A 17,268-nucleotide genomic window follows, 5' to 3' on the forward strand; every position below is an offset into this window, starting at 1 on the left:
CGGGCCGCCGCGCGGCCCGTGCCGCGCGACGGCCGGGGCCTCTCCTGTGGGGGGTGGCGGCCCCGGCCGTTGCCATCGGCGGAGTCGGCGCCCCTTCCCGTCAACCGCTCCCGCCCTTCTCGCCCTTCGCGCTTTTCGCAGCCTTTGTGGCCTTTGTCGCCTTCGGGTTCTTCGTGACACCGTTGCCCGACGCCTTCGACGGTTCGGCCGATTCACTCGCCTCGGCCTTCTCTGCTTTCTCCGCCTTCTCCGCCGCCTTGGCGCTCCTGGTGTCCTTCTTCTCCTCCGCCTCGGCCAGCCGTGCCGCGCAGTACGCCGCCACCTCGTCCTCGCCGCCCGCCGCCCGGACCAGCCGCTGCCAGGCGGTCGATTCGAGGGCCTTGCCACGCTTCTTCACGGAGTCGTACGCGCGGCAGTGGGCCACGGTGTCCTGCGCGGTGGAGGGCCGGTCGGTCCGGCCGGACGCGGACGCACCGGGGGTGACGACCTCGGCAGGGGCTCCGGGACCGGTCGCGGAACTGCTCGACGGCCGCCGGGTTCCGTCCCGCTCGCCCCCGTCGTCCCGTCCGGCCACGCCCGAGCCGATGGCCGCGACGGCCACCCCGCCGAGCGTCACGCTCGCGGCCAACGCAACCAGCGTCGCCCGCAGCGACCAGCCGCGCCGCTCGCCCGCGGGCCGCCAGTCGTCCCGCCGCCGGGTGCGGACCGCCGCGTGCGCCCCCTCGTCCCGGGCGTCCCGGAACGCGGCGAGCGCCCTCTTGCGCGCATCGGGGTCCGCTTCCCCGCCCCGTACGGCGGCGGCGAGCAGGGCACCGAGGTCCGGGCGGGTGCCGTCGCCCTCTCGTTCACCCATGTCCGCATCCACTTCCGCCGCCGGAGGACCGTCTGCCGTTCATCCCGACTCCCCCAGCGTCCGGGGCCCGTCTTCCGTCACACCCTCGGCGTCGAGGCGGCGGGCCAGCCGCTTCAGACCCCGGTGGGCGGCGGTGCGTACCGCGCCGGGGCGTTTGCCGAGGACCCGCCCGGCCGCCGGACCGTCGAGACCGACGACGACCCGCAGCAGCACGGCCTCCGCCTGGTCGCGCGGCAGGGTCGACAGGAGTTCGAGGGCGTACTGCGTGCCGAGGGACTCCAGGGCCTGGTCGTCCGTGCTCCGGGCGGCGGGCAGGTCGAGCACGTCCTGTTCCAGCTCGGACGCCCGCGGGCGTACCTTCTGCCGACGCAGATGATCGAGCGCCCGGTGCCTGGCGATGGTCGCGGTCCAGCCGCGGAACCCCGCCCCGTCCCCGCGGAACCGCCCGAGGTCCCGGGCGATCTCCAGCCACGCGTCCGAGGCCACGTCCTCCGCCTCGGCGCCGACCAGGCCCCGCAGATATCCGAGCAGTCCGGGCTGCACGATCCGGTACGCGATCGCGAAGGCGTCCTCGTCCCCCTGCTGCGCACGCGCGACGGCCAGGCCCAGCTCCCCGTCGGACGACCGCACGCGGCGGGACTCCCCTCCCTGGCCTGACACTGCCTCGTTCGCACCGGTTCGGACCACCGTGACGGACCTCGGTGGCCGCACGCGGTCGCACACCCTCAAGGTCATCTGCGCCGGGGGGCGCGGAAACGTCACAGCTCGTCGCTCGCGCCGCCCGCCTCCGCGCACCCGGACCGCCCCGGCAGGCCGGGCGGTCCGGCCCGCGCCCGCCCGTGCAACTGCAGATAGAACGTGCGCAGCGACTCCCGCTCCCCCGCCTCGAACCGCTTCACGACCTTGCCCAGCGGATTCCACACGCGCCCGTCCGGCATCCGTACGCCCACCGGCTGGCCGAACAGCTCCCGCTGCCCCTGGTCGAACTCGACCCACGCGGCACCGGCCCGCCGCACCAGCACCTCTCCCGCGTACACCCCGAGCCCGAACAGCACCCGGCCCACGGCCGCGTGGTCCCGGCCGCTCCTGCGCAGGCCGTCGACGATGAAGTCGACGACGCGCAGGCTCGCGACGGAGTAGTCCAGCGGCAGCCGGTTGCGGGCCGTGACGTCCCGGACGAACCGGGCCGCGTGCTGCCGCATCCGCAGATCGGCCGAGAGCCCGCGGGTCCCGCGCGGGGGCTCCTCCGACTCCGCGCTCGTCCCCATCACGTCTGGCGCCCCCTCACTCGGTCACGTCCGGACCGCGAGCCACGGCCGGTCCGCAACACCAAGCGGACCGGGTGACCCGAACATCACACGTCCCCATGGTGACAAAGGTCACGCGGCAATTCACCGGAATCCGTACAACCCTCCACTCGCCCCAAGCGTCGGATCAGCTCCGGGTGACGTACCGCACAAGCTTGTTGGGTGATGTTTCGCCCGGAGTCGGCGCTGAATTAAGGAGCCACCCCTGTGACGGGTGGGTTTTTTGTGCTGCTTATCTAGGGGTGGGGCATTTGAGTCGCCGGACGACCCATGCGTACAAACCGCTGAGCCTGAAGCGGAGAGCGTGGCTGACGACAGGAGCCGTCGTACTGGCCGCGACGGGCGCGGTGACGTACGCGGTCGCGAACCCGGGCGACGACCCGTCGGCGGACGCCACGCGCGGCAAGCGGCCCGTGAAGGTCCACGAGCTCGCGATGAGCAGCGACGGCGCGGGGCGCCGCGAGGTGGAGCGGACGAGCACCGCCCAGTTCTCGCTGCTCGGCATCTCCTGGAGCGGCGCGAAGGCCGAACTCGACGGCACCGCCCAGGTACGGACCCGCGCGCTCGGCTCGGGCGAGTGGACCGGCTGGCAGAACCTGGACCTCGAACTCCACCCCGTCGACAAGGCGGAACCCGGCGCCAAGGAGGCGCGCGGCGCGTCCGATCCTCTGTGGGTCGGGCCGAGCGACGGCGTCGAGGCGCGGGTGGTCGCAGCTGGGGGGTCGGCGATTTCCGGTCTGCCCAAGGGACTTGAGCTGAGTCTCGTGGACCCGGGCGTGACGTCGGCCGAGGCGAGGAACGAGGCGCTGAGCACGACCACCGGTCTCTCGATGGACAGCGCGGCCTTCGTCGCCGAGGATCCGACCGGCTCCCCGTCCGACGCCGCCTCGGCGTCCGCGTCCCCGGCGGATTCGGCGGGCGCGGAGCCCACGGGTGCGGCCGACACGACCGGCGCTCCCGCGTCACCCGCCGAAAGCACGTCCCAAAGCGCCTCCGGGAGTGCGTCGGAGAGCGCTTCGGCCTCCCCGACCCCCGACCCGGTCCCGTCCCCGCCGCCGTCCACCGTGACGCAGCCGCCGATCGTCTCCCGCGCCCAGTGGGGTGCCGCCGAGTCGACGGTCAAGGACGCGCCGGAGTACATCGACAAGATCAGCGCGGTCTTCGTCCACCACACGGTCGGTACGAACGACTACAGCTGCGCCGAGTCCCCGGCGCTGGTGCGCGGCATCATGGCGTACCACGTGCAGACCGAGCTGTGGAACGACATCGGCTACAACTTCCTGGTCGACAAGTGCGGCCGGATCTTCGAGGGCCGCGCGGGCGGCATCGACCTGCCGGTGCGCGGCGCGCACACCTACGGCTTCAACGGCGACTCGGCGGGCATCGCCGTCCTCGGTGACTTCGAGGGCGCCGCCGCCACCTCCACCACCGCGGCGAAGGCCGCGGGCAAGCCGACCCGGGCCGCCCTGGAGTCCGTGGCGCGCGTCGCCGCGTGGAAGCTCGGCCAGTACGGCGGCGACCCGGGCGGCCAGGTCACCCTGACCGCCGCCGACGACACGGGGGTGTGGAAGTCGGGCCAGCAGGCCACGCTGAACACGATCTCCGGCCACCGCGACGGCTTCGCGACCGAGTGCCCCGGCAAGAACCTCTACTCGAAGCTGAGCGAGATCCGCCGGTACGCCTCAAGTCCGGCCAGGAACTCCGCGGTCCCGACCGCCGACTTCAACGGTGACGGCATCAGCGACCTGGTCGCCGCCACGCCCAAGCAGGGCAGCGGCTGGCTCACCCTCGTCCCGGGCGGTCTGAACGGCCCCGTATCGGCCTCGAAGGTGAAGCTCAACCAGGGCACCGCCAACGTTCCGGGCGCCGCCGAGTCGGGCGACCAGTGGGGCGCGGCCACGGCCCTCGGCGACATCAACGGCGACGGCTACGCGGACATCGCGATCGGCGCCCCCGGCGAGGACGACACGACCGGCCACGCGGACCGCGGCGCGGTGACGATCCTGTACGGCCCGAAGTTCGACCTCGGCGCGGACACCATGGCGCTGGGCGACGACTACGAGCCGACCGGGGCGCGGTTCGGCGCGACGGTCGCGGTCGGCGACTTCAACGCCGACGGCAGGGCGGACGTCTTCACGGCGGCCACCGGTACGGGCGGCAACTGGGCGGCCCGCTTCGACGACGGCCACGAGGTCGCCGGCGACCTCACCACCGCCTCCGGCGCCCTCGCGTACGCGGACGCCGCGACCGGTGACTTCAACCGGGACGGCTACGCGGACGTGGCGCTCAACTACCGCGACGCGTCCGGCGCCGGCAAGGTCACCTGGTTCAAGGGGTCCAAGTCGCTGGGCCTGTCGAAGGTGTCCACGCTCTCCGTCAAGGGCGGCCGCTCGATCGCCGCGGGCGACGTGAACGGCAACGGCTACGACGACATCGTCATCGGCCAGCCGTACGCCTCCGAGTCCGGCGCGATCTCCGGCGGCCAGGTCACGATGGTCCCGGGCACGTCGACGGGCTTCACCACCACCGGGCTGACGAAGATCACCCAGAGCACGGCGGGGGTCGAGGGCGCCAACGAGTCCGGTGACGCGCTGGGCACCTCGGTCTCCGTGGGCGACTTCAACGCCGACGGCTTCGCGGACGTCCTCACCGGCGCCCCGAACGAGGACATCACCCGCGGCGGCGCCAACAAGGCCAACGCGGGCGCGGTCTGGCTCCTCAAGGGCGCCTCGACCGGCCTCACCGGCACCGGGTCGCTCTCCTTCTCCCAGGACACGACCGGTGTCCCCGGGTCCACGGAGAAGGACGACAAGCTGGGTTCGGCCGTCTCGCTGACGGACTTCTCCGGCCACGGCCGCGCGCATCTGCTGATCGGCGCGGAGGGCGAGGACGCGTACAACGGCACGCTGCTGTACCTCCCGAGCACCGCCTCGGGCGTCTCCGTCGCCAAGTCGGCGTACTACGGCGTGACCCAGCTGGGCACGGCGACGGCCACGCGACTGGGCCAGGTCCTGACCCCGTAGGCATCACGTGGCACACGCGAGACATCACGTGGCACACGCACGAGGCCGGGACCCTGTACGGAACAGGGTCCCGGCCTCGTGCGTACGCGCGGGCGGCCGTGTGCGGGGGCGGGTGCTCAGGCCCGTCCGCGGGCCCGTCGGGAGACCACCGCGCGCAGGACGCGCCGGCCCTCGGTGGTCAGCTCCAGCGCCTGGCGCAGACCCCCCGGACCGTGCGCCGACACCAGTTCCAGCACGCTGACCTGGCGGCGCAGTTCGGCGGCGACGAGCGGCGACATGTCCTGCGTACGCCCCTCGCGCCGGTCCCGTGCCGAGGCCGCGCCGCCGGACTCGGCACGGGCCGTGGCGTCGAGGAGGCCGTGGATCTGCAGCGCGGCGACCGAGCAGGCGTCGGCCCACTCCCGCAGGTTCGCGGCGGTCCGCTCCGCCGGGGCCTCGCCGAGCATGTGGTGGGCCAGCGCGACGGCCTCGCCCTCCGCCGACGCGGCGCTCTGCGGGCCGTCCGCCACATAGAGCTTGGCGCGCACCTGCTCGACGCACTCGCCCCAGTCCCGGAACCCCTCCTCGGACTCCGCGAGACTCGCCCACAGGGGGCGCAGGATCTCGTCGTCGCCGCCCAACAGGGGCACGCACCTGTCCAGGCACGCCAGACCGCCCGCCGCGAGCCCCAGCTCGTCGGCCTGAGCGGTCAGTTCCACCAGGCTCATCACGCCTCCCTCGGTGGGCCGCCGCTGGTTGCGGAGCCCGCACTTCCCCTTACTGCGTACACAGTGGCCGGAACGTCACAGTGCGAAGTGGCCGAAATCTACATGGGGATGACGCCCAGTCGGTCCAGGAACCGGAAGAACAGCATCTCGGCCGAGGGGTTCGCGTCGGAACTGAGCACGTCGAGGAGACGTTCCTCCGACGCGTCACGGCCCGATTCGCGGGCCCAGGCGAGGGCCCGTACGACGGCGTCGCGCGGTTCCAGGAAGAAGTCGTCGACGGCCAGTCCGTCCTCGTTCCCGCCCAGGTACCCGGCCATTGCGTCCCTGGCCAGACAGGTCGTCCAGGCCCCGCTGTCGGGCGCGGCCGCCTCGACGACCACGCAGTCGCTGTCCATGACATAGCCGAAGAGGGCGGGCGCGCCCGTCTCCTCGGCCAGGTCGTTCATGTTCCCCACGTCCGAGGCGCCCCCGTCGGGCGCGTTCGGGTACTCCCAGACCTGCCAGCCGCCGTCCGCCGTCTCGTGCAGCGTCATGCCCGCCGCGCCGGACAACGCGCGTAGCTCGGCAAGCGGCTGCTCGCTTCTGCCCACGACGAAATACCCCCAGTAGCCCATGCCGCTCCCCCCGGTGTGTCGGTCGGCCAGCGCCGAATACACCACAGACGCACAGCAGTTCGCCACCGGAACACGCAAGCCGCCAGAAACCCCACAGGCACGGCCGGGGCACCGCCCCGGGTCTTCCCGCTCAGTCCAGCTTCGCCGCCAGCGCCTTGAAGTCGGCCCAGGACGAGCCGGGCTTGCGCGGGTCCCACAGCTTCTGCGTCAGCGCCCGCAGCGGCATCCGGACGCCCGCCGCCACCTGGTCCTGGGTCTGGGAGTTCGAGAGGTCGCACCAGACGGCGAAGGACGCGCCGAGGATCTGGTCGTCGTACTCCTTGGACACCGGGCTCGTGCCGCGGACGACGAGGGGCGTCCACTGCTCGTAGATGCGCTGCCCGGTCGGGTAGACGAAGGTGTTGGGCTGCCCGAGGACGTAGTACAGGTACTCGTCGTTGTAGTTCAGCAGCTCGCGCCCGGTCCGCAGGTACTCCGTCGGCTGCCGCGCGCCGATCTCCTTGCCGGTCCAGTACGCGACCTTCAGGTCCTTGTCGGCCTGGACGGTGCCCCCGGCGAAGATCCCGTCGTTCCAGGCGCGCATGGTCCGGTCGTGGCCGCGCATAGTGTCGGCCCGGTCGTTGAGCCACCCGGTCGCCAGGTCGGCGATCCCGGCGCCGGATCCGTACGCCTTCGTCGCGGCGGTCGCCAGCTGCGGGTACGAGGCCGCCGGGTTCGCCACCGTCAGCGCCTGGTACTCGTCTGCGCCGAGGTGCCAGTACGGCCCGGGGAACAGGTCGGCGTACTCGTTCAGCAGCTCGTCGACGATCTTCCCGGCGGCGGGCTTGGAGATGTCGAGCGCGCCCTTGGAGGCGACGCCCGCGGTGTTGCGGAGCTGGAGGTCGGGGTGGGCTGCGATCACCGCGCCGAGGTGTCCCGGTGAGTCGATCTCGGGCACCACGGCTATGTGGCGGCTCTTCGCGAGGGCGAGGATGCGCCGCACCTCGGCCTTGGTCAGGTGTTCCTTCGAGACGATCTCGGGGTGCGAGTCGGAGGCTATCCGGAAGCCCTGGTCGTCGGAGAAGTGCAGCCCGAGCTGGTTGTACTTCAGATCGCCCAGCTCACGGATGCGGTCCTCGATCCAGGCGGCGGTGAAATGCTTGCGCGCGATGTCCAGCATGAACCCGCGCTGCGGCTTGGCCGGCGAGTCGCGTACGACCCCCTCGGGCGCCGTGGCGTTCCCGTGGACCTCCTGCTTGAGCGTGCGGGTGCCGTAGAAGACGCCCGCCTCCTCCGTACCGCTGATCCGCACCCGCCCGTCGGCCACCCGCAGCGTGTACGACTCGGCGTTCGCGTCCTCGTCCGTGAGGTTCAGCCCGACGTCCCCGGCGCGCGCCTCGCCCCGGCCCGCGTAGGTCAGCCCCAGTTCCTCGGCCAGAAGCCGCCCCTCGTCGGCGAGCGCGTCGTCGCCCACGACCACGCGGCCGCCCTTCGCGGGCCGCCAGCCGGGTCCACGGGCGGGGGTGTGCTCGCGGACCGCCGGTATCGTCCGGGGCGTCCGTGACATCGGATACGTCCGATCGGGTGACGGTGTCGGCGAGGCCGCCGGTGCCAGGGCGCTCCTCTCGCCGGAGGGCCGCCCCGTCGAGGGCCCGTCCGAATCGCCGCTCGGCCAGAGCCCGACGGTCAGCGCGGCGCCCGCCACGACCGCCACCACGCCCGCGCCGACCAGCAGGGGCTTCCGGTGGACCGATGCCGACTCTTTGCGCCTACGCCCGTTCACCACAGACCACTCACTCTCCCGATCACTCCCCCGCGTTCGTCCCCGTACGCTGTACCTCCGCTGTGAACCTAAGCCCCGGCGCCCGGTGCCGCCGTCCACCATCTGTCCTGAAACTCTCCCTTACGGGTGAAGTTCGGGCATCTCTCGGACAGCTACCGCCAAGCCTCGATAGCGTGAAACCACACCTCTCACTTCATCCACTTGATCCCCTGCCGAATCCCGTGTGGCGCGCATCCCGGCGCCGCCGAACCGCCGAGGACCCCGCCCTGCCCGCGCACCGTCCTACCCGTCTCCCCGGCCAGGCCGTCGCCACACCGGAGCCGCCCGGACACCGCCCCACCGGCCTGGCCCGGTTCAACGCCATGCCCGCGGACGAGGCCGAGCGGACCCTCCTGGCCTGCTGCGGCAGCGGCCACTGGGCCCGCCGTGTCGCCGCGCACCGCCCCTATCCCGACCTGGGCGCCCTGCTGGCCGCGTCCGACGAGGCGGCGTACGACCTGACGTCGGCCGACGTCGCCGAGGCCCTGGCCTGCGAATCCCTCACGCTGCTCCCGGACGGCGCGTACTCCGCCGCGCACACGGCCCTGAGCGCCGCCCACGCCGCGTACGAGAGCCGTTTCGGCCATGTCTTCGTCATCTGCCTGGACGACACGCCCCCGGACGAATCCCCCGACCTGGTCCTGACCGAAATCAGCTCCCGCCTGGCCAACGACCCCGACAAAGAACTCACGCTCGCGGCGGATGAACTACGCCGCCTGACCAGGGGCCGCCTGACAAGATCCCTGGAAGCCGCCCCAAGGGGCGCGGGGAACGGCGCAATCTTTTGAGGGGCGCGGGGAACGGCGCAGTCTTTTGTCCTTAGGGGCGCGGGGAACTGCGCAATCCCTGAGGCCGACCACGACGCACCCGCACCCGACCCCACCCGCAATAGCCCATACGTACCCCTTTGCCTGCCAGTTCGATCACATCGGTAGGCCCGCCGTAAACGTTCCGACAACACGTCGCTACGATGGCCAGGGCCGGTGGACCGTACCCGGCCGGGCCAGGTCGACATCGAAGCCGGCAGGCCCCAATCCCCGCTCCCGGAGGGTTCTTCCGTGCCGGCTGGAACGCTGTACCGCGGCCGGGAAGGAATGTGGTCCTGGGTGGCTCATCGAGTCACCGGCGTCCTCATCTTCTTCTTCCTGTTCGTACACGTGCTGGACACCGCTCTTGTCCGTGTCTCTCCCCAGGACTACGACAAGGTCGTAGCCACCTACAAGACGCCGATCGTCGCGCTGCTGGAGTACGGCCTCGTCGCCGCCATCCTCTTCCACGCGCTCAACGGCCTGCGGGTGATCGCCGTCGACTTCTGGTCGAAGGGCCCCCGCTACCAGAAGCAGATGCTCTGGACCGTTGTCGGCATCTGGGTCGTGCTGATGATCGGGGCGCTGTACCCCGTCCTCGGCCACGCCGCTCGTGAAGTCTTCGGGAGCTGACGCGCAAGATGTCGAACAACACAGGCACCACCGAGAAGACCGCGTCCGGCATCGGCCCCGTGGAGGGCGCGTCCCTCTACGACGTCGACAACCCGGCGCCCCTCATCGAAGCCCCGCGCAAGCGGACCAGCAAGACCCCGAAGTCCACCCGCGGCAACTTCGAGATGTACGGCTGGCTGTTCATGCGGCTGTCCGGCGTCGTCCTGGTCGTCCTGGTCCTCGGCCACCTGCTCATCCAGCTCGTCCTCGACGGCGGCGTCTCCAAGATCGGTTTCGCCTTCGTGGCGGGCCGCTGGGCCTCCCCGTTCTGGCAGGTCTGGGATCTGTTGATGCTGTGGCTGGCGATGCTGCACGGCGCCAACGGCCTGCGCACGGTCATCAACGACTACGCGGAGCGCGCGGACACCCGGCTGTGGCTCAAGGGCCTGCTCTACACCGCCACGGTGTTCACCATCCTGCTGGGCACGCTGGTGATCTTCACCTTCGACCCGAACATCCGCTAGGCACGGGGCTGCGAGAATCATGAAGATCCACAAGTACGACACCGTCATCGTCGGCGCCGGCGGCGCCGGAATGCGCGCGGCCATCGAGTCGACGAAGCGCAGCCGGACCGCCGTGCTGACGAAGCTCTACCCCACCCGCTCCCACACGGGCGCCGCGCAGGGCGGTATGGCCGCAGCGCTGGCGAACGTGGAGGAGGACAACTGGGAGTGGCACACCTTCGACACGATCAAGGGCGGCGACTACCTGGTCGACCAGGACGCCGCCGAGATCCTGGCGAAGGAGGCCATCGACGCGGTCCTCGACCTGGAGAAGATGGGCCTGCCGTTCAACCGGACCCCGGACGGCACCATCGACCAGCGCCGGTTCGGCGGGCACTCCCGCAACCACGGCGAGGCCCCGGTCCGCCGGTCCTGCTACGCGGCGGACCGCACCGGCCACATGATCCTCCAGACGCTCTACCAGAACTGCGTCAAGGAGGGTGTGGAGTTCTTCAACGAGTTCTACGTCCTCGACCAGCTGCTCGTGGAGGTCGACGGCGTCAAGAAGTCGGCCGGCGTCGTCGCCTACGAACTGGCGACCGGTGAGATCCACGTCTTCCAGGCGAAGGCCGTGATCTACGCGTCCGGCGGCACCGGCAAGTTCTTCAAGGTGACGTCGAACGCGCACACGCTGACCGGTGACGGCCAGGCCGCGGTCTACCGCCGTGGGCTGCCGCTGGAGGACATGGAGTTCTTCCAGTTCCACCCGACCGGCATCTGGCGCATGGGCATCCTGCTGACGGAGGGCGCCCGCGGTGAGGGCGGCATCCTCCGCAACAAGGACGGCGAGCGCTTCATGGAGAAGTACGCGCCGGTCATGAAGGACCTCGCGTCCCGTGACGTCGTGTCCCGCTCCATCTACACGGAGATCCGTGAGGGCCGCGGCTGCGGTCCCGAGGGCGACCACGTCTACCTCGACCTCACCCACCTCCCGCCGGAGCAGCTGGACGCCAAGCTCCCGGACATCACGGAGTTCGCGCGGACGTACCTCGGCATCGAGCCGTACACGGACCCGATCCCGATCCAGCCCACCGCGCACTACGCCATGGGCGGCATCCCGACCAACGTCGAGGGTGAGGTCCTGTCGGACAACACCACCGTCGTCCCGGGCCTGTACGCGGCCGGTGAGGTCGCGTGCGTCTCCGTGCACGGCGCGAACCGCCTGGGCACCAACTCGCTGCTCGACATCAACGTCTTCGGGCGTCGTGCGGGCATCGCGGCGGCGGAGTACTCGGCCACCGTCGGCCACGTCGAGCTGCCCGAGGACCCGGCCTCGCTGGTCGTCGGACAGATCGAGCGGCTGCGGGCGTCCACGGGCAACGAGCGCGTGGCGGACATCCGCCGCGAGCTGCAGGAGTGCATGGACGCCAACGTCATGGTGTTCCGCACCGAGCAGACGATCAAGACGGCCGTCGAGAAGATCGCCGAGCTGCGCGAGCGCTACCTGAACGTGTCCGTCCAGGACAAGGGCAAGCGGTTCAACACCGACCTCCTCGAAGCCGTCGAGCTGGGCAACCTGCTCGACCTCGCCGAGGTCATGGCCGTGTCCGCGCTCGCCCGCAAGGAGTCCCGCGGCGGTCACTACCGCGAGGACTACCCCAACCGCGACGACGTCAACTTCATGCGCCACACCATGGCGTACCGCGAGGTCGGCGACGACGGCACCGAGTCGATCCGTCTCGACTACAAGCCGGTCGTGCAGACCCGCTACCAGCCGATGGAGCGTAAGTACTGATGGCAACCCCGACCCTGGACAAGGCCGACGCGGCCGGCACGGCCGAGCCCGGCTTCGCCGACTCCCCGTACATCACGGCCACGTTCCGCATCCGCCGCTTCAACCCCGAGAACTCGGCGGAAGCGGTCTGGGAAGACTTCCAGCTGGAGATCGACCCCAAGGAGCGTGTCCTCGACGCGCTGCACAAGATCAAGTGGGATCTGGACGGCACCCTGACGTTCCGCCGGTCCTGCGCGCACGGCATCTGCGGCTCGGACGCCATGCGGATCAACGGCAAGAACCGTCTCGCCTGCAAGACCCTGATCAAGGACATCAACCCGGCCAAGCCCATCACGGTCGAGCCCATCAAGGGCCTCACCGTGCTGAAGGACCTGGTCGTGGACATGGAGCCGTTCTTCCAGGCGTACCGCGACGTGATGCCGTTCCTGGTCACGAAGGAGACGAACGAGCCGACGCGCGAGCGTCTGCAGACGGCCGAGGACCGGGAGCGCTTCGACGACACGACGAAGTGCATCCTCTGCGCCGCGTGCACGTCCTCGTGCCCGGTGTTCTGGAACGACGGGCAGTACTTCGGCCCGGCGGCCATCGTGAACGCCCACCGCTTCATCTTCGACTCGCGTGACGACGCCGGAGAGCAGCGCCTGGAGATCCTCAACGACAAGGACGGCGTGTGGCGTTGCCGCACGACGTTCAACTGCACGGACGCCTGCCCGCGCGGTATCGAGGTCACGAAGGCGATCCAGGAAGTGAAGCGGGCGCTGATCACGCGCCGCTTCTGATCTTCCGGTACGCCGGTACTCGGTACTTCGGTACGCATGCAAGAGGGGCCCCACTCCCGCCGGTGTGGGGCCCCTCTTGCGGTGCGCCGGCCGGCATCAGCCGCGCAGGACGCGACCCTGCTTGTCCGTGCGGTCGTTGCTGGTGAGGAACAGGATGCCGTCGATCAGCGCCCAGAAGCCCAGGCCACCGCAGGTGAGGAGCTGGGCGACACCGACGCCGACGGAGCCGACGTAGAAGCGGCCGATGCCGAGCGTGCCCAGGAAGATCTGCAGGATGCCCGCGACGATCTTCGACTTGTCGGAGTAGGGACGGCCCTGCGGGTCGACGCCGTACGGGGTGGCAGGGGGGACGGTCATGAGACGTGCTCCTGGATGACTGGATGAATCCGAATGCTTCATCTGAATGGCTTCGACAGACACCGGAGCGGGGGCGGCCCGCTCCGGAACATCACCAGGAGGGACCTCCGACGGAGAAAGAGCCCGTCCGAGATCGCATAGCGGCATGGCCGCGTACACGTCATCCCCCCTGTGCCGTGTGAGCGTACGGAGAAGGGAGGGGCGGTTGGGAGGGTAAACAATCTATTGTTCCCATCCCGTGATCAAGTTATGCCAAAATCAGTTCCGAATATTGCGAACCACGGTCCATGTCACGGCCAGTGACAGGATCAACACCTGTACGCGGGGGCTGAGTTCGGGCCGCCAGCGCCGCCCGCGCAGCCCTTCCACCATCCAGCGGGCCAACAGCGCGAGGGCGAAGGGCGAGGCGAGCAGCAGCGCCCGGTTGTCGAGCCAGGCCGCGCCGAACTGACCGTGCATCAGGTCGTACGTCATCCGCGTGCCGCCGCAGGCCGGGCAGAGCAGCCCGGTGACGAACCGGAACGGGCAGGCGGGCAGGACGTGCCCGGGCTCGTGCGGGTCGGTGCCGTACAGATAGCCCGCGCCGACGACCCCGGCGACGAGCACCGCGAGGGGTGCCGCCGCCGGGCGCCGCAGCAGGTGCGCGCGCACGGGGGCCGTCTCAGCCACGCAGGGGGCGGCCCTGCGCGTCCGTGGCGTTGTGCCCGGTCAGCAGCATGATCCCGTCGATGAGGGCCCAGATCCCGAGCCCACCGCAGGTGAAGAGCTGGGCGAGCCCGATGCCGACGCTGCCGATGTAGAAGCGCCCGACACCGAGGCTGCCGAGCACGAGCTGGAGAACACCGGCGATGATCTTCGACTTGTCCGAGTAGGGACGCCCGTAGGGGTCGTAGCCGTACGGGGCGTTGGGGTCACCGGTGTAGGTACCGGGCGGGTAGGCGCCGGGAGGGTACGCACCGGGCGGGGGATAACCGCCGGGCTGCTGGTACCCGCCCTGCGGATACCCGTACGGCTGCCCCGGCTGACCGCCCGGCTGACTCGGCTGCTGGTGCTGACCGGAGCCCGGCTGCCCGGCCGCGTACGGGTTGGCGTCGCTGGGCGGGACGGAGCCCGGGTTCGGATAACCGTAACCGGGAGGCGTCTCCCCGGAGTTCGGATAGCCGTAGCCGGGCGGCTGGTTCGGGGGCTGCTGCGGCTGAGACGGCTGCTCGCTCACGGTGACTGCTCCTGGGGACGGGGTGACGTATGGAAAGAATCAGGTCAGGTCATCTTGCCGGACAGAACAGCCGATAGAGAAGCCGGTTCGGCCGTGGGCTCTTGTGTGGATGCGGCGAGTGCCACGAAGCGGGACCCGGTCGACTCTACGCACGAGGGGTGCGCCACTCGGCCCAAACCTCCTTGCCGCCGCCGTCGCGCCGCCCGTTGATGACGAGGCAGTGGCCCCAGTCGTCGGCGCACGCCCGGGTGAGCCAGAGCCCGCGCCCGCTCTCGTCATCCGGCCCCGCGACGGCCCCCGGCGGTCGCGGTGGAGGATACGGGCTGCTGTCCCACACGCTGAGCCGCAACCGCCCGTCGGTCCGCATGAGCCGCACGGCGACGGAATCCCGCGTACAGGAGAGGGAGTTGGTGACCAGCTCCGACGCGACGAGCTGGGCGTTGTCGAGGACGCCGGAGCTCACCTGGTAACGGGTGAGCACGGCCCACACGTGGGCGCGGACGATGCCCGGACCCAGGGGCGTGTGGGGGATGCGGAGCGCGTACTCCCAGTCGCCGTCGAGCGGCGAGTGGGCAGGGTGGTGCAGGGCGAGTTCGGTCATGGCCGTAACTCCTCGGTGCGATACAGGGGTTGATGGCTGCAGTCAGGCGACGCGGGCGATGGCTCTGCCGCTGGTGCGGTGCACTTCCGGAACACCGTCGCCACATTAAGTGACTGACTGCACACTGAAAGTAGAGCAATCGGCTGCAATACTGCTACCGAACACGGCAACTTAATGGAGTGAAGCTGCGATGCCACCAAGGCCCTCAGCCACCGTCAGGCAGCAGCGCCTAGGCGCTGAACTGCGCAAACTCCGTGAGCGCGCGGGCCTCAACTCCCGCGAGGCGGGGCAGAAACTGGGCGTCGATCCGGCTCGAATCAGCAACATCGAGTCCGGACGATTCGGTGTCAGCGCGGATCGTGTTCGAGCATTCGCCCACGGGTACGAATGCTGCGATGAGCCCTACGTCGACGCGCTCGCGGCCATGACGGCTGGACGCTCCCGCAACTGGTGGGACGACTACCGGGATCTCCTCCCGCCGGTCCTGCTGGACCTGTCGGAGATGGAGGAGCACGCGAAGGCGCTGCGTACGGTTCAGTTCACGCATCTGCCAGGGCTACTCCAGACCGCGGACTACGCCCGTCTGGTCTTCCAGCAGAATGTGCCCAGCCTGCCGCCCCCGAAGATCGAGCACCGCCTGTCCCACCGCATCAAGCGCCAGGGGATTCTCTACGACGACGGCCCGACGCGATACGCCGGAATCATCCACGAGGCGGCTCTGCGTATGCGCTTCGGGGGCCCCGACGTCATGCGCGACCAGTTGGCGCACATTGCGCAGATGAGTGAACGCGAGAACGTGACCGTCCTCGTGCTTCCCTTCTCGGCCGGAATCTTCCCCGGCGCGGGCCAGACCGTGGTCATCGCCGACGGTCCGCACCCACAGCTGGACACCGTGCAGTTGGACACGGAGCACGGCTCGGAGTTCCTGCACGCGGAGGCTCAGCTGGACAAGTACCGAACAATCATGAGGCGCATGGAGCAGCTCTCACTCACCGCCGCAGAATCGCGCGACTTCATCCACGGACTGATCGCAGATCTACGAAAGGACCCGTCATGACCGAACTCCGCTGGCAGAAGTCCTCGTTCAGCAGCGAGGCCAGCAACTGCCTGGAACTGGCCACCACCCCCGACGGAAGCCTCCACCTCCGCGAATCCGACGACCCGGCGACCACGCTCGCCTTCGACCCGGCGGGCCTCCGCTCGCTGCTGGCCGCGGTCCGTCAGGAGATATCCATTCGCTCTTGAGCGCGCGGCTAGCGCATCAGCGTCTCGAAGCCGGCGGCGTCGCAGTACTGAACCAGGCGCCCCTCCGCGTCGGAGTCAGCGTTGTTCATCGCTGCCGCCGTCGCCTCCGCAAGAGTGCGCCCCTGGCCGACGGTCTCGTCCCGGAGCGGCTCCAACGCGAGGAGGGCGTCCCGCGCGACGGTGTCGGTCCCGTCGTCCCCTGACGCGTCCGTGCGCGCCGCGTCACGCGCCTTCTGCCATGCCCCCAGCTGCGTGCAGTAGTTCTCCCGCTGCGCGGTGAGCCGCTGCTCGTCCTTGCTCTCGGACGAGGAGCATCCCGCCATCGCCACTGCCACCGCCACCGCCATCAAGGCGAGGACCGGGAACACCGCTTTCGAGACGCGCACCACGTCGCCCCCGTCCTCCTCGATTCCCGCAGCAGGGTACCCGCGCGGGAAGCCGAGCGTCGTGGGCGCCGGAGAGATCACGCAGCCCTGTCCGCGGGCCGGTCGACAGCCGTCAAGTTGGGGTGGCCCAGCTCCCGCGGCGCCACACGGGTGACTCCCCCAGCGCCTCCTCATCACCTCCCCCGCCACCCCCACCCCACCACCTAATCTGACGACATGTCAGACGAAGAGTCGTACGAGCTGCTCGGTTTCGACAACGTTCTTCTTCCCGTCGGCAGTCTCGACGAGGCCGTGGACTTCTACCGGCGGGCCGGGTTCACGGTCGGGTTCCGGCTCGACGAGGCCGGGATCGCCGTGCTGAAGGTCGGCAAGGAGACGCCCGGCGTGCTGCTGCGGCTGGAGCACGAGCTGGGGCATCGGCCGCCGACCTGGGCCACCCCCCGGATCTGGCTGGAGGTGCGGGACGCCCGAGGTATGGCCGACGCCCTCGCCGCCGCCGGTGTCCAGCCCCTCGACGCACCCCTCTCCGTGGCCACCGGCTGGACCGTCGAGGTCGCCGACCCCTGGGGCAACGTCATCGGCTTCACCGACTACACCAAGCGGCCGGAGCTGGCCCGCACCGGATGAGCCCCCCGCACGCCTGAGCCGCACGTCACACCCGTA

Annotated in this window: 20 protein-coding genes; 9 read left to right on the top strand and 11 right to left on the bottom strand. The window is 70.4% G+C overall.

Annotated features, from left to right (window positions below; genetic code table 11):
- Window positions 1–100: 100 nt before the first annotated feature.
- The 3 genes from J8N05_RS01585 to J8N05_RS01595 form a co-directional block, all read right to left on the bottom strand.
- Window positions 101–853: a hypothetical protein gene (locus tag J8N05_RS01585; RefSeq protein WP_210880704.1), complete on the bottom strand. Its 753-nt coding sequence runs from the start codon at window positions 851–853 to the stop codon at window positions 101–103.
- Window positions 854–892: 39 nt separating this feature from the next.
- Window positions 893–1,513, bottom strand: a complete 621-nt coding sequence (locus J8N05_RS01590) for an RNA polymerase sigma factor (RefSeq protein WP_247706105.1) — start codon at window positions 1,511–1,513, stop codon at window positions 893–895.
- Between the two features lie 98 nt (window positions 1,514–1,611).
- Window positions 1,612–2,055 (bottom strand): hypothetical protein, encoded by a 444-nt coding sequence (locus J8N05_RS01595; RefSeq protein WP_247706646.1) that lies wholly within the window; start codon window positions 2,053–2,055, stop codon window positions 1,612–1,614.
- A 347-nt stretch (window positions 2,056–2,402) separates the two neighbouring features.
- Between J8N05_RS01595 and J8N05_RS01600 the strand changes: the two genes are divergently transcribed.
- Window positions 2,403–5,183, top strand: a complete 2,781-nt coding sequence (locus J8N05_RS01600; RefSeq protein WP_247706106.1) for an FG-GAP-like repeat-containing protein — start codon at window positions 2,403–2,405, stop codon at window positions 5,181–5,183.
- A 116-nt stretch (window positions 5,184–5,299) separates the two neighbouring features.
- Here J8N05_RS01600 and J8N05_RS01605 read toward each other — a convergent pair whose 3' ends face one another.
- From J8N05_RS01605 to J8N05_RS01615, 3 genes are all read right to left on the bottom strand, one after another.
- Window positions 5,300–5,890 carry a hypothetical protein gene (locus tag J8N05_RS01605; protein WP_210880706.1) on the bottom strand — a complete coding sequence of 197 codons (591 nt, stop codon included), beginning with the start codon at window positions 5,888–5,890 and terminating at the stop codon, window positions 5,300–5,302.
- A gap of 98 nt (window positions 5,891–5,988) precedes the next feature.
- Window positions 5,989–6,504, bottom strand: a complete 516-nt coding sequence (locus J8N05_RS01610) for a hypothetical protein (protein ID WP_210889951.1) — start codon at window positions 6,502–6,504, stop codon at window positions 5,989–5,991.
- A 130-nt stretch (window positions 6,505–6,634) separates the two neighbouring features.
- A complete protein-coding gene (locus tag J8N05_RS01615) occupies window positions 6,635–8,266 on the bottom strand; it encodes a beta-N-acetylhexosaminidase (RefSeq protein WP_210890598.1) in 1,632 nt (543 codons plus the stop codon).
- 221 nt (window positions 8,267–8,487) lie between these two features.
- Here J8N05_RS01615 and J8N05_RS47175 point away from each other — a divergent pair, with 221 nt between their 5' ends.
- The 5 genes from J8N05_RS47175 (at window position 8,488) to J8N05_RS01640 (ending at window position 12,800) form a co-directional block, all read left to right on the top strand.
- Complete coding sequence (locus J8N05_RS47175; protein ID WP_282108139.1) at window positions 8,488–9,093, top strand: 2-oxo-4-hydroxy-4-carboxy-5-ureidoimidazoline decarboxylase; 606 nt, start codon at window positions 8,488–8,490, stop codon at window positions 9,091–9,093.
- Between the two features lie 270 nt (window positions 9,094–9,363).
- Window positions 9,364–9,744 (top strand): succinate dehydrogenase, cytochrome b556 subunit, encoded by a 381-nt coding sequence (gene sdhC, locus J8N05_RS01625; RefSeq protein WP_210880708.1) that lies wholly within the window; start codon window positions 9,364–9,366, stop codon window positions 9,742–9,744.
- Window positions 9,745–9,752: 8 nt separating this feature from the next.
- Window positions 9,753–10,247 (top strand): succinate dehydrogenase hydrophobic membrane anchor subunit, encoded by a 495-nt coding sequence (locus tag J8N05_RS01630; RefSeq protein ID WP_210880709.1) that lies wholly within the window; start codon window positions 9,753–9,755, stop codon window positions 10,245–10,247.
- Window positions 10,248–10,266: 19 nt separating this feature from the next.
- On the top strand, window positions 10,267–12,021 hold the full coding sequence (gene sdhA / locus J8N05_RS01635) for a succinate dehydrogenase flavoprotein subunit (RefSeq protein ID WP_210880710.1): 1,755 nt from the start codon (window positions 10,267–10,269) through the stop codon (window positions 12,019–12,021).
- Entirely contained in the window at window positions 12,021–12,800 is a 780-nt protein-coding gene (locus J8N05_RS01640; RefSeq protein WP_210880711.1) for a succinate dehydrogenase iron-sulfur subunit, read from the top strand. The genes sdhA and J8N05_RS01640 overlap by 1 nt, the downstream gene beginning before the upstream one ends.
- A gap of 96 nt (window positions 12,801–12,896) precedes the next feature.
- Here the strand turns inward: J8N05_RS01640 and J8N05_RS01645 are convergent, their stop codons facing one another.
- From J8N05_RS01645 to J8N05_RS01660, 4 genes are all read right to left on the bottom strand, one after another.
- Entirely contained in the window at window positions 12,897–13,157 is a 261-nt protein-coding gene (locus J8N05_RS01645) for a TM2 domain-containing protein (RefSeq protein ID WP_210880712.1), read from the bottom strand.
- A gap of 258 nt (window positions 13,158–13,415) precedes the next feature.
- A complete protein-coding gene (locus J8N05_RS01650) occupies window positions 13,416–13,826 on the bottom strand; it encodes a DUF2752 domain-containing protein (protein ID WP_210880713.1) in 411 nt (136 codons plus the stop codon).
- Window positions 13,819–14,373 (bottom strand): TM2 domain-containing protein, encoded by a 555-nt coding sequence (locus tag J8N05_RS01655; RefSeq protein ID WP_210880714.1) that lies wholly within the window; start codon window positions 14,371–14,373, stop codon window positions 13,819–13,821. The genes J8N05_RS01650 and J8N05_RS01655 overlap by 8 nt, the downstream gene beginning before the upstream one ends.
- Before the next feature lie 145 nt (window positions 14,374–14,518).
- A complete protein-coding gene (locus tag J8N05_RS01660) occupies window positions 14,519–14,974 on the bottom strand; it encodes an ATP-binding protein (protein WP_210880715.1) in 456 nt (151 codons plus the stop codon).
- Window positions 14,975–15,164: 190 nt separating this feature from the next.
- Here J8N05_RS01660 and J8N05_RS01665 point away from each other — a divergent pair, with 190 nt between their 5' ends.
- Together J8N05_RS01665 and J8N05_RS01670 are read left to right on the top strand one after the other, a co-directional pair.
- Window positions 15,165–16,031 carry a helix-turn-helix domain-containing protein gene (locus J8N05_RS01665; RefSeq protein ID WP_210880716.1) on the top strand — a complete coding sequence of 289 codons (867 nt, stop codon included), beginning with the start codon at window positions 15,165–15,167 and terminating at the stop codon, window positions 16,029–16,031.
- On the top strand, window positions 16,028–16,219 hold the full coding sequence (locus J8N05_RS01670) for a DUF397 domain-containing protein (RefSeq protein WP_210880717.1): 192 nt from the start codon (window positions 16,028–16,030) through the stop codon (window positions 16,217–16,219). Before J8N05_RS01665 ends, J8N05_RS01670 begins: the two co-directional genes overlap by 4 nt.
- A gap of 8 nt (window positions 16,220–16,227) precedes the next feature.
- Here J8N05_RS01670 and J8N05_RS01675 read toward each other — a convergent pair whose 3' ends face one another.
- Window positions 16,228–16,686 carry a hypothetical protein gene (locus J8N05_RS01675; protein ID WP_247706107.1) on the bottom strand — a complete coding sequence of 153 codons (459 nt, stop codon included), beginning with the start codon at window positions 16,684–16,686 and terminating at the stop codon, window positions 16,228–16,230.
- 135 nt (window positions 16,687–16,821) lie between these two features.
- Here J8N05_RS01675 and J8N05_RS01680 point away from each other — a divergent pair, with 135 nt between their 5' ends.
- A complete protein-coding gene (locus J8N05_RS01680) occupies window positions 16,822–17,232 on the top strand; it encodes a VOC family protein (RefSeq protein WP_210880718.1) in 411 nt (136 codons plus the stop codon).
- Window positions 17,233–17,268 lie beyond the last annotated feature (36 nt).

The organism is Streptomyces liliiviolaceus (assembly GCF_018070025.1).
Taxonomy (GTDB): Bacteria; Actinomycetota; Actinomycetes; order Streptomycetales; family Streptomycetaceae; genus Streptomyces; species Streptomyces liliiviolaceus.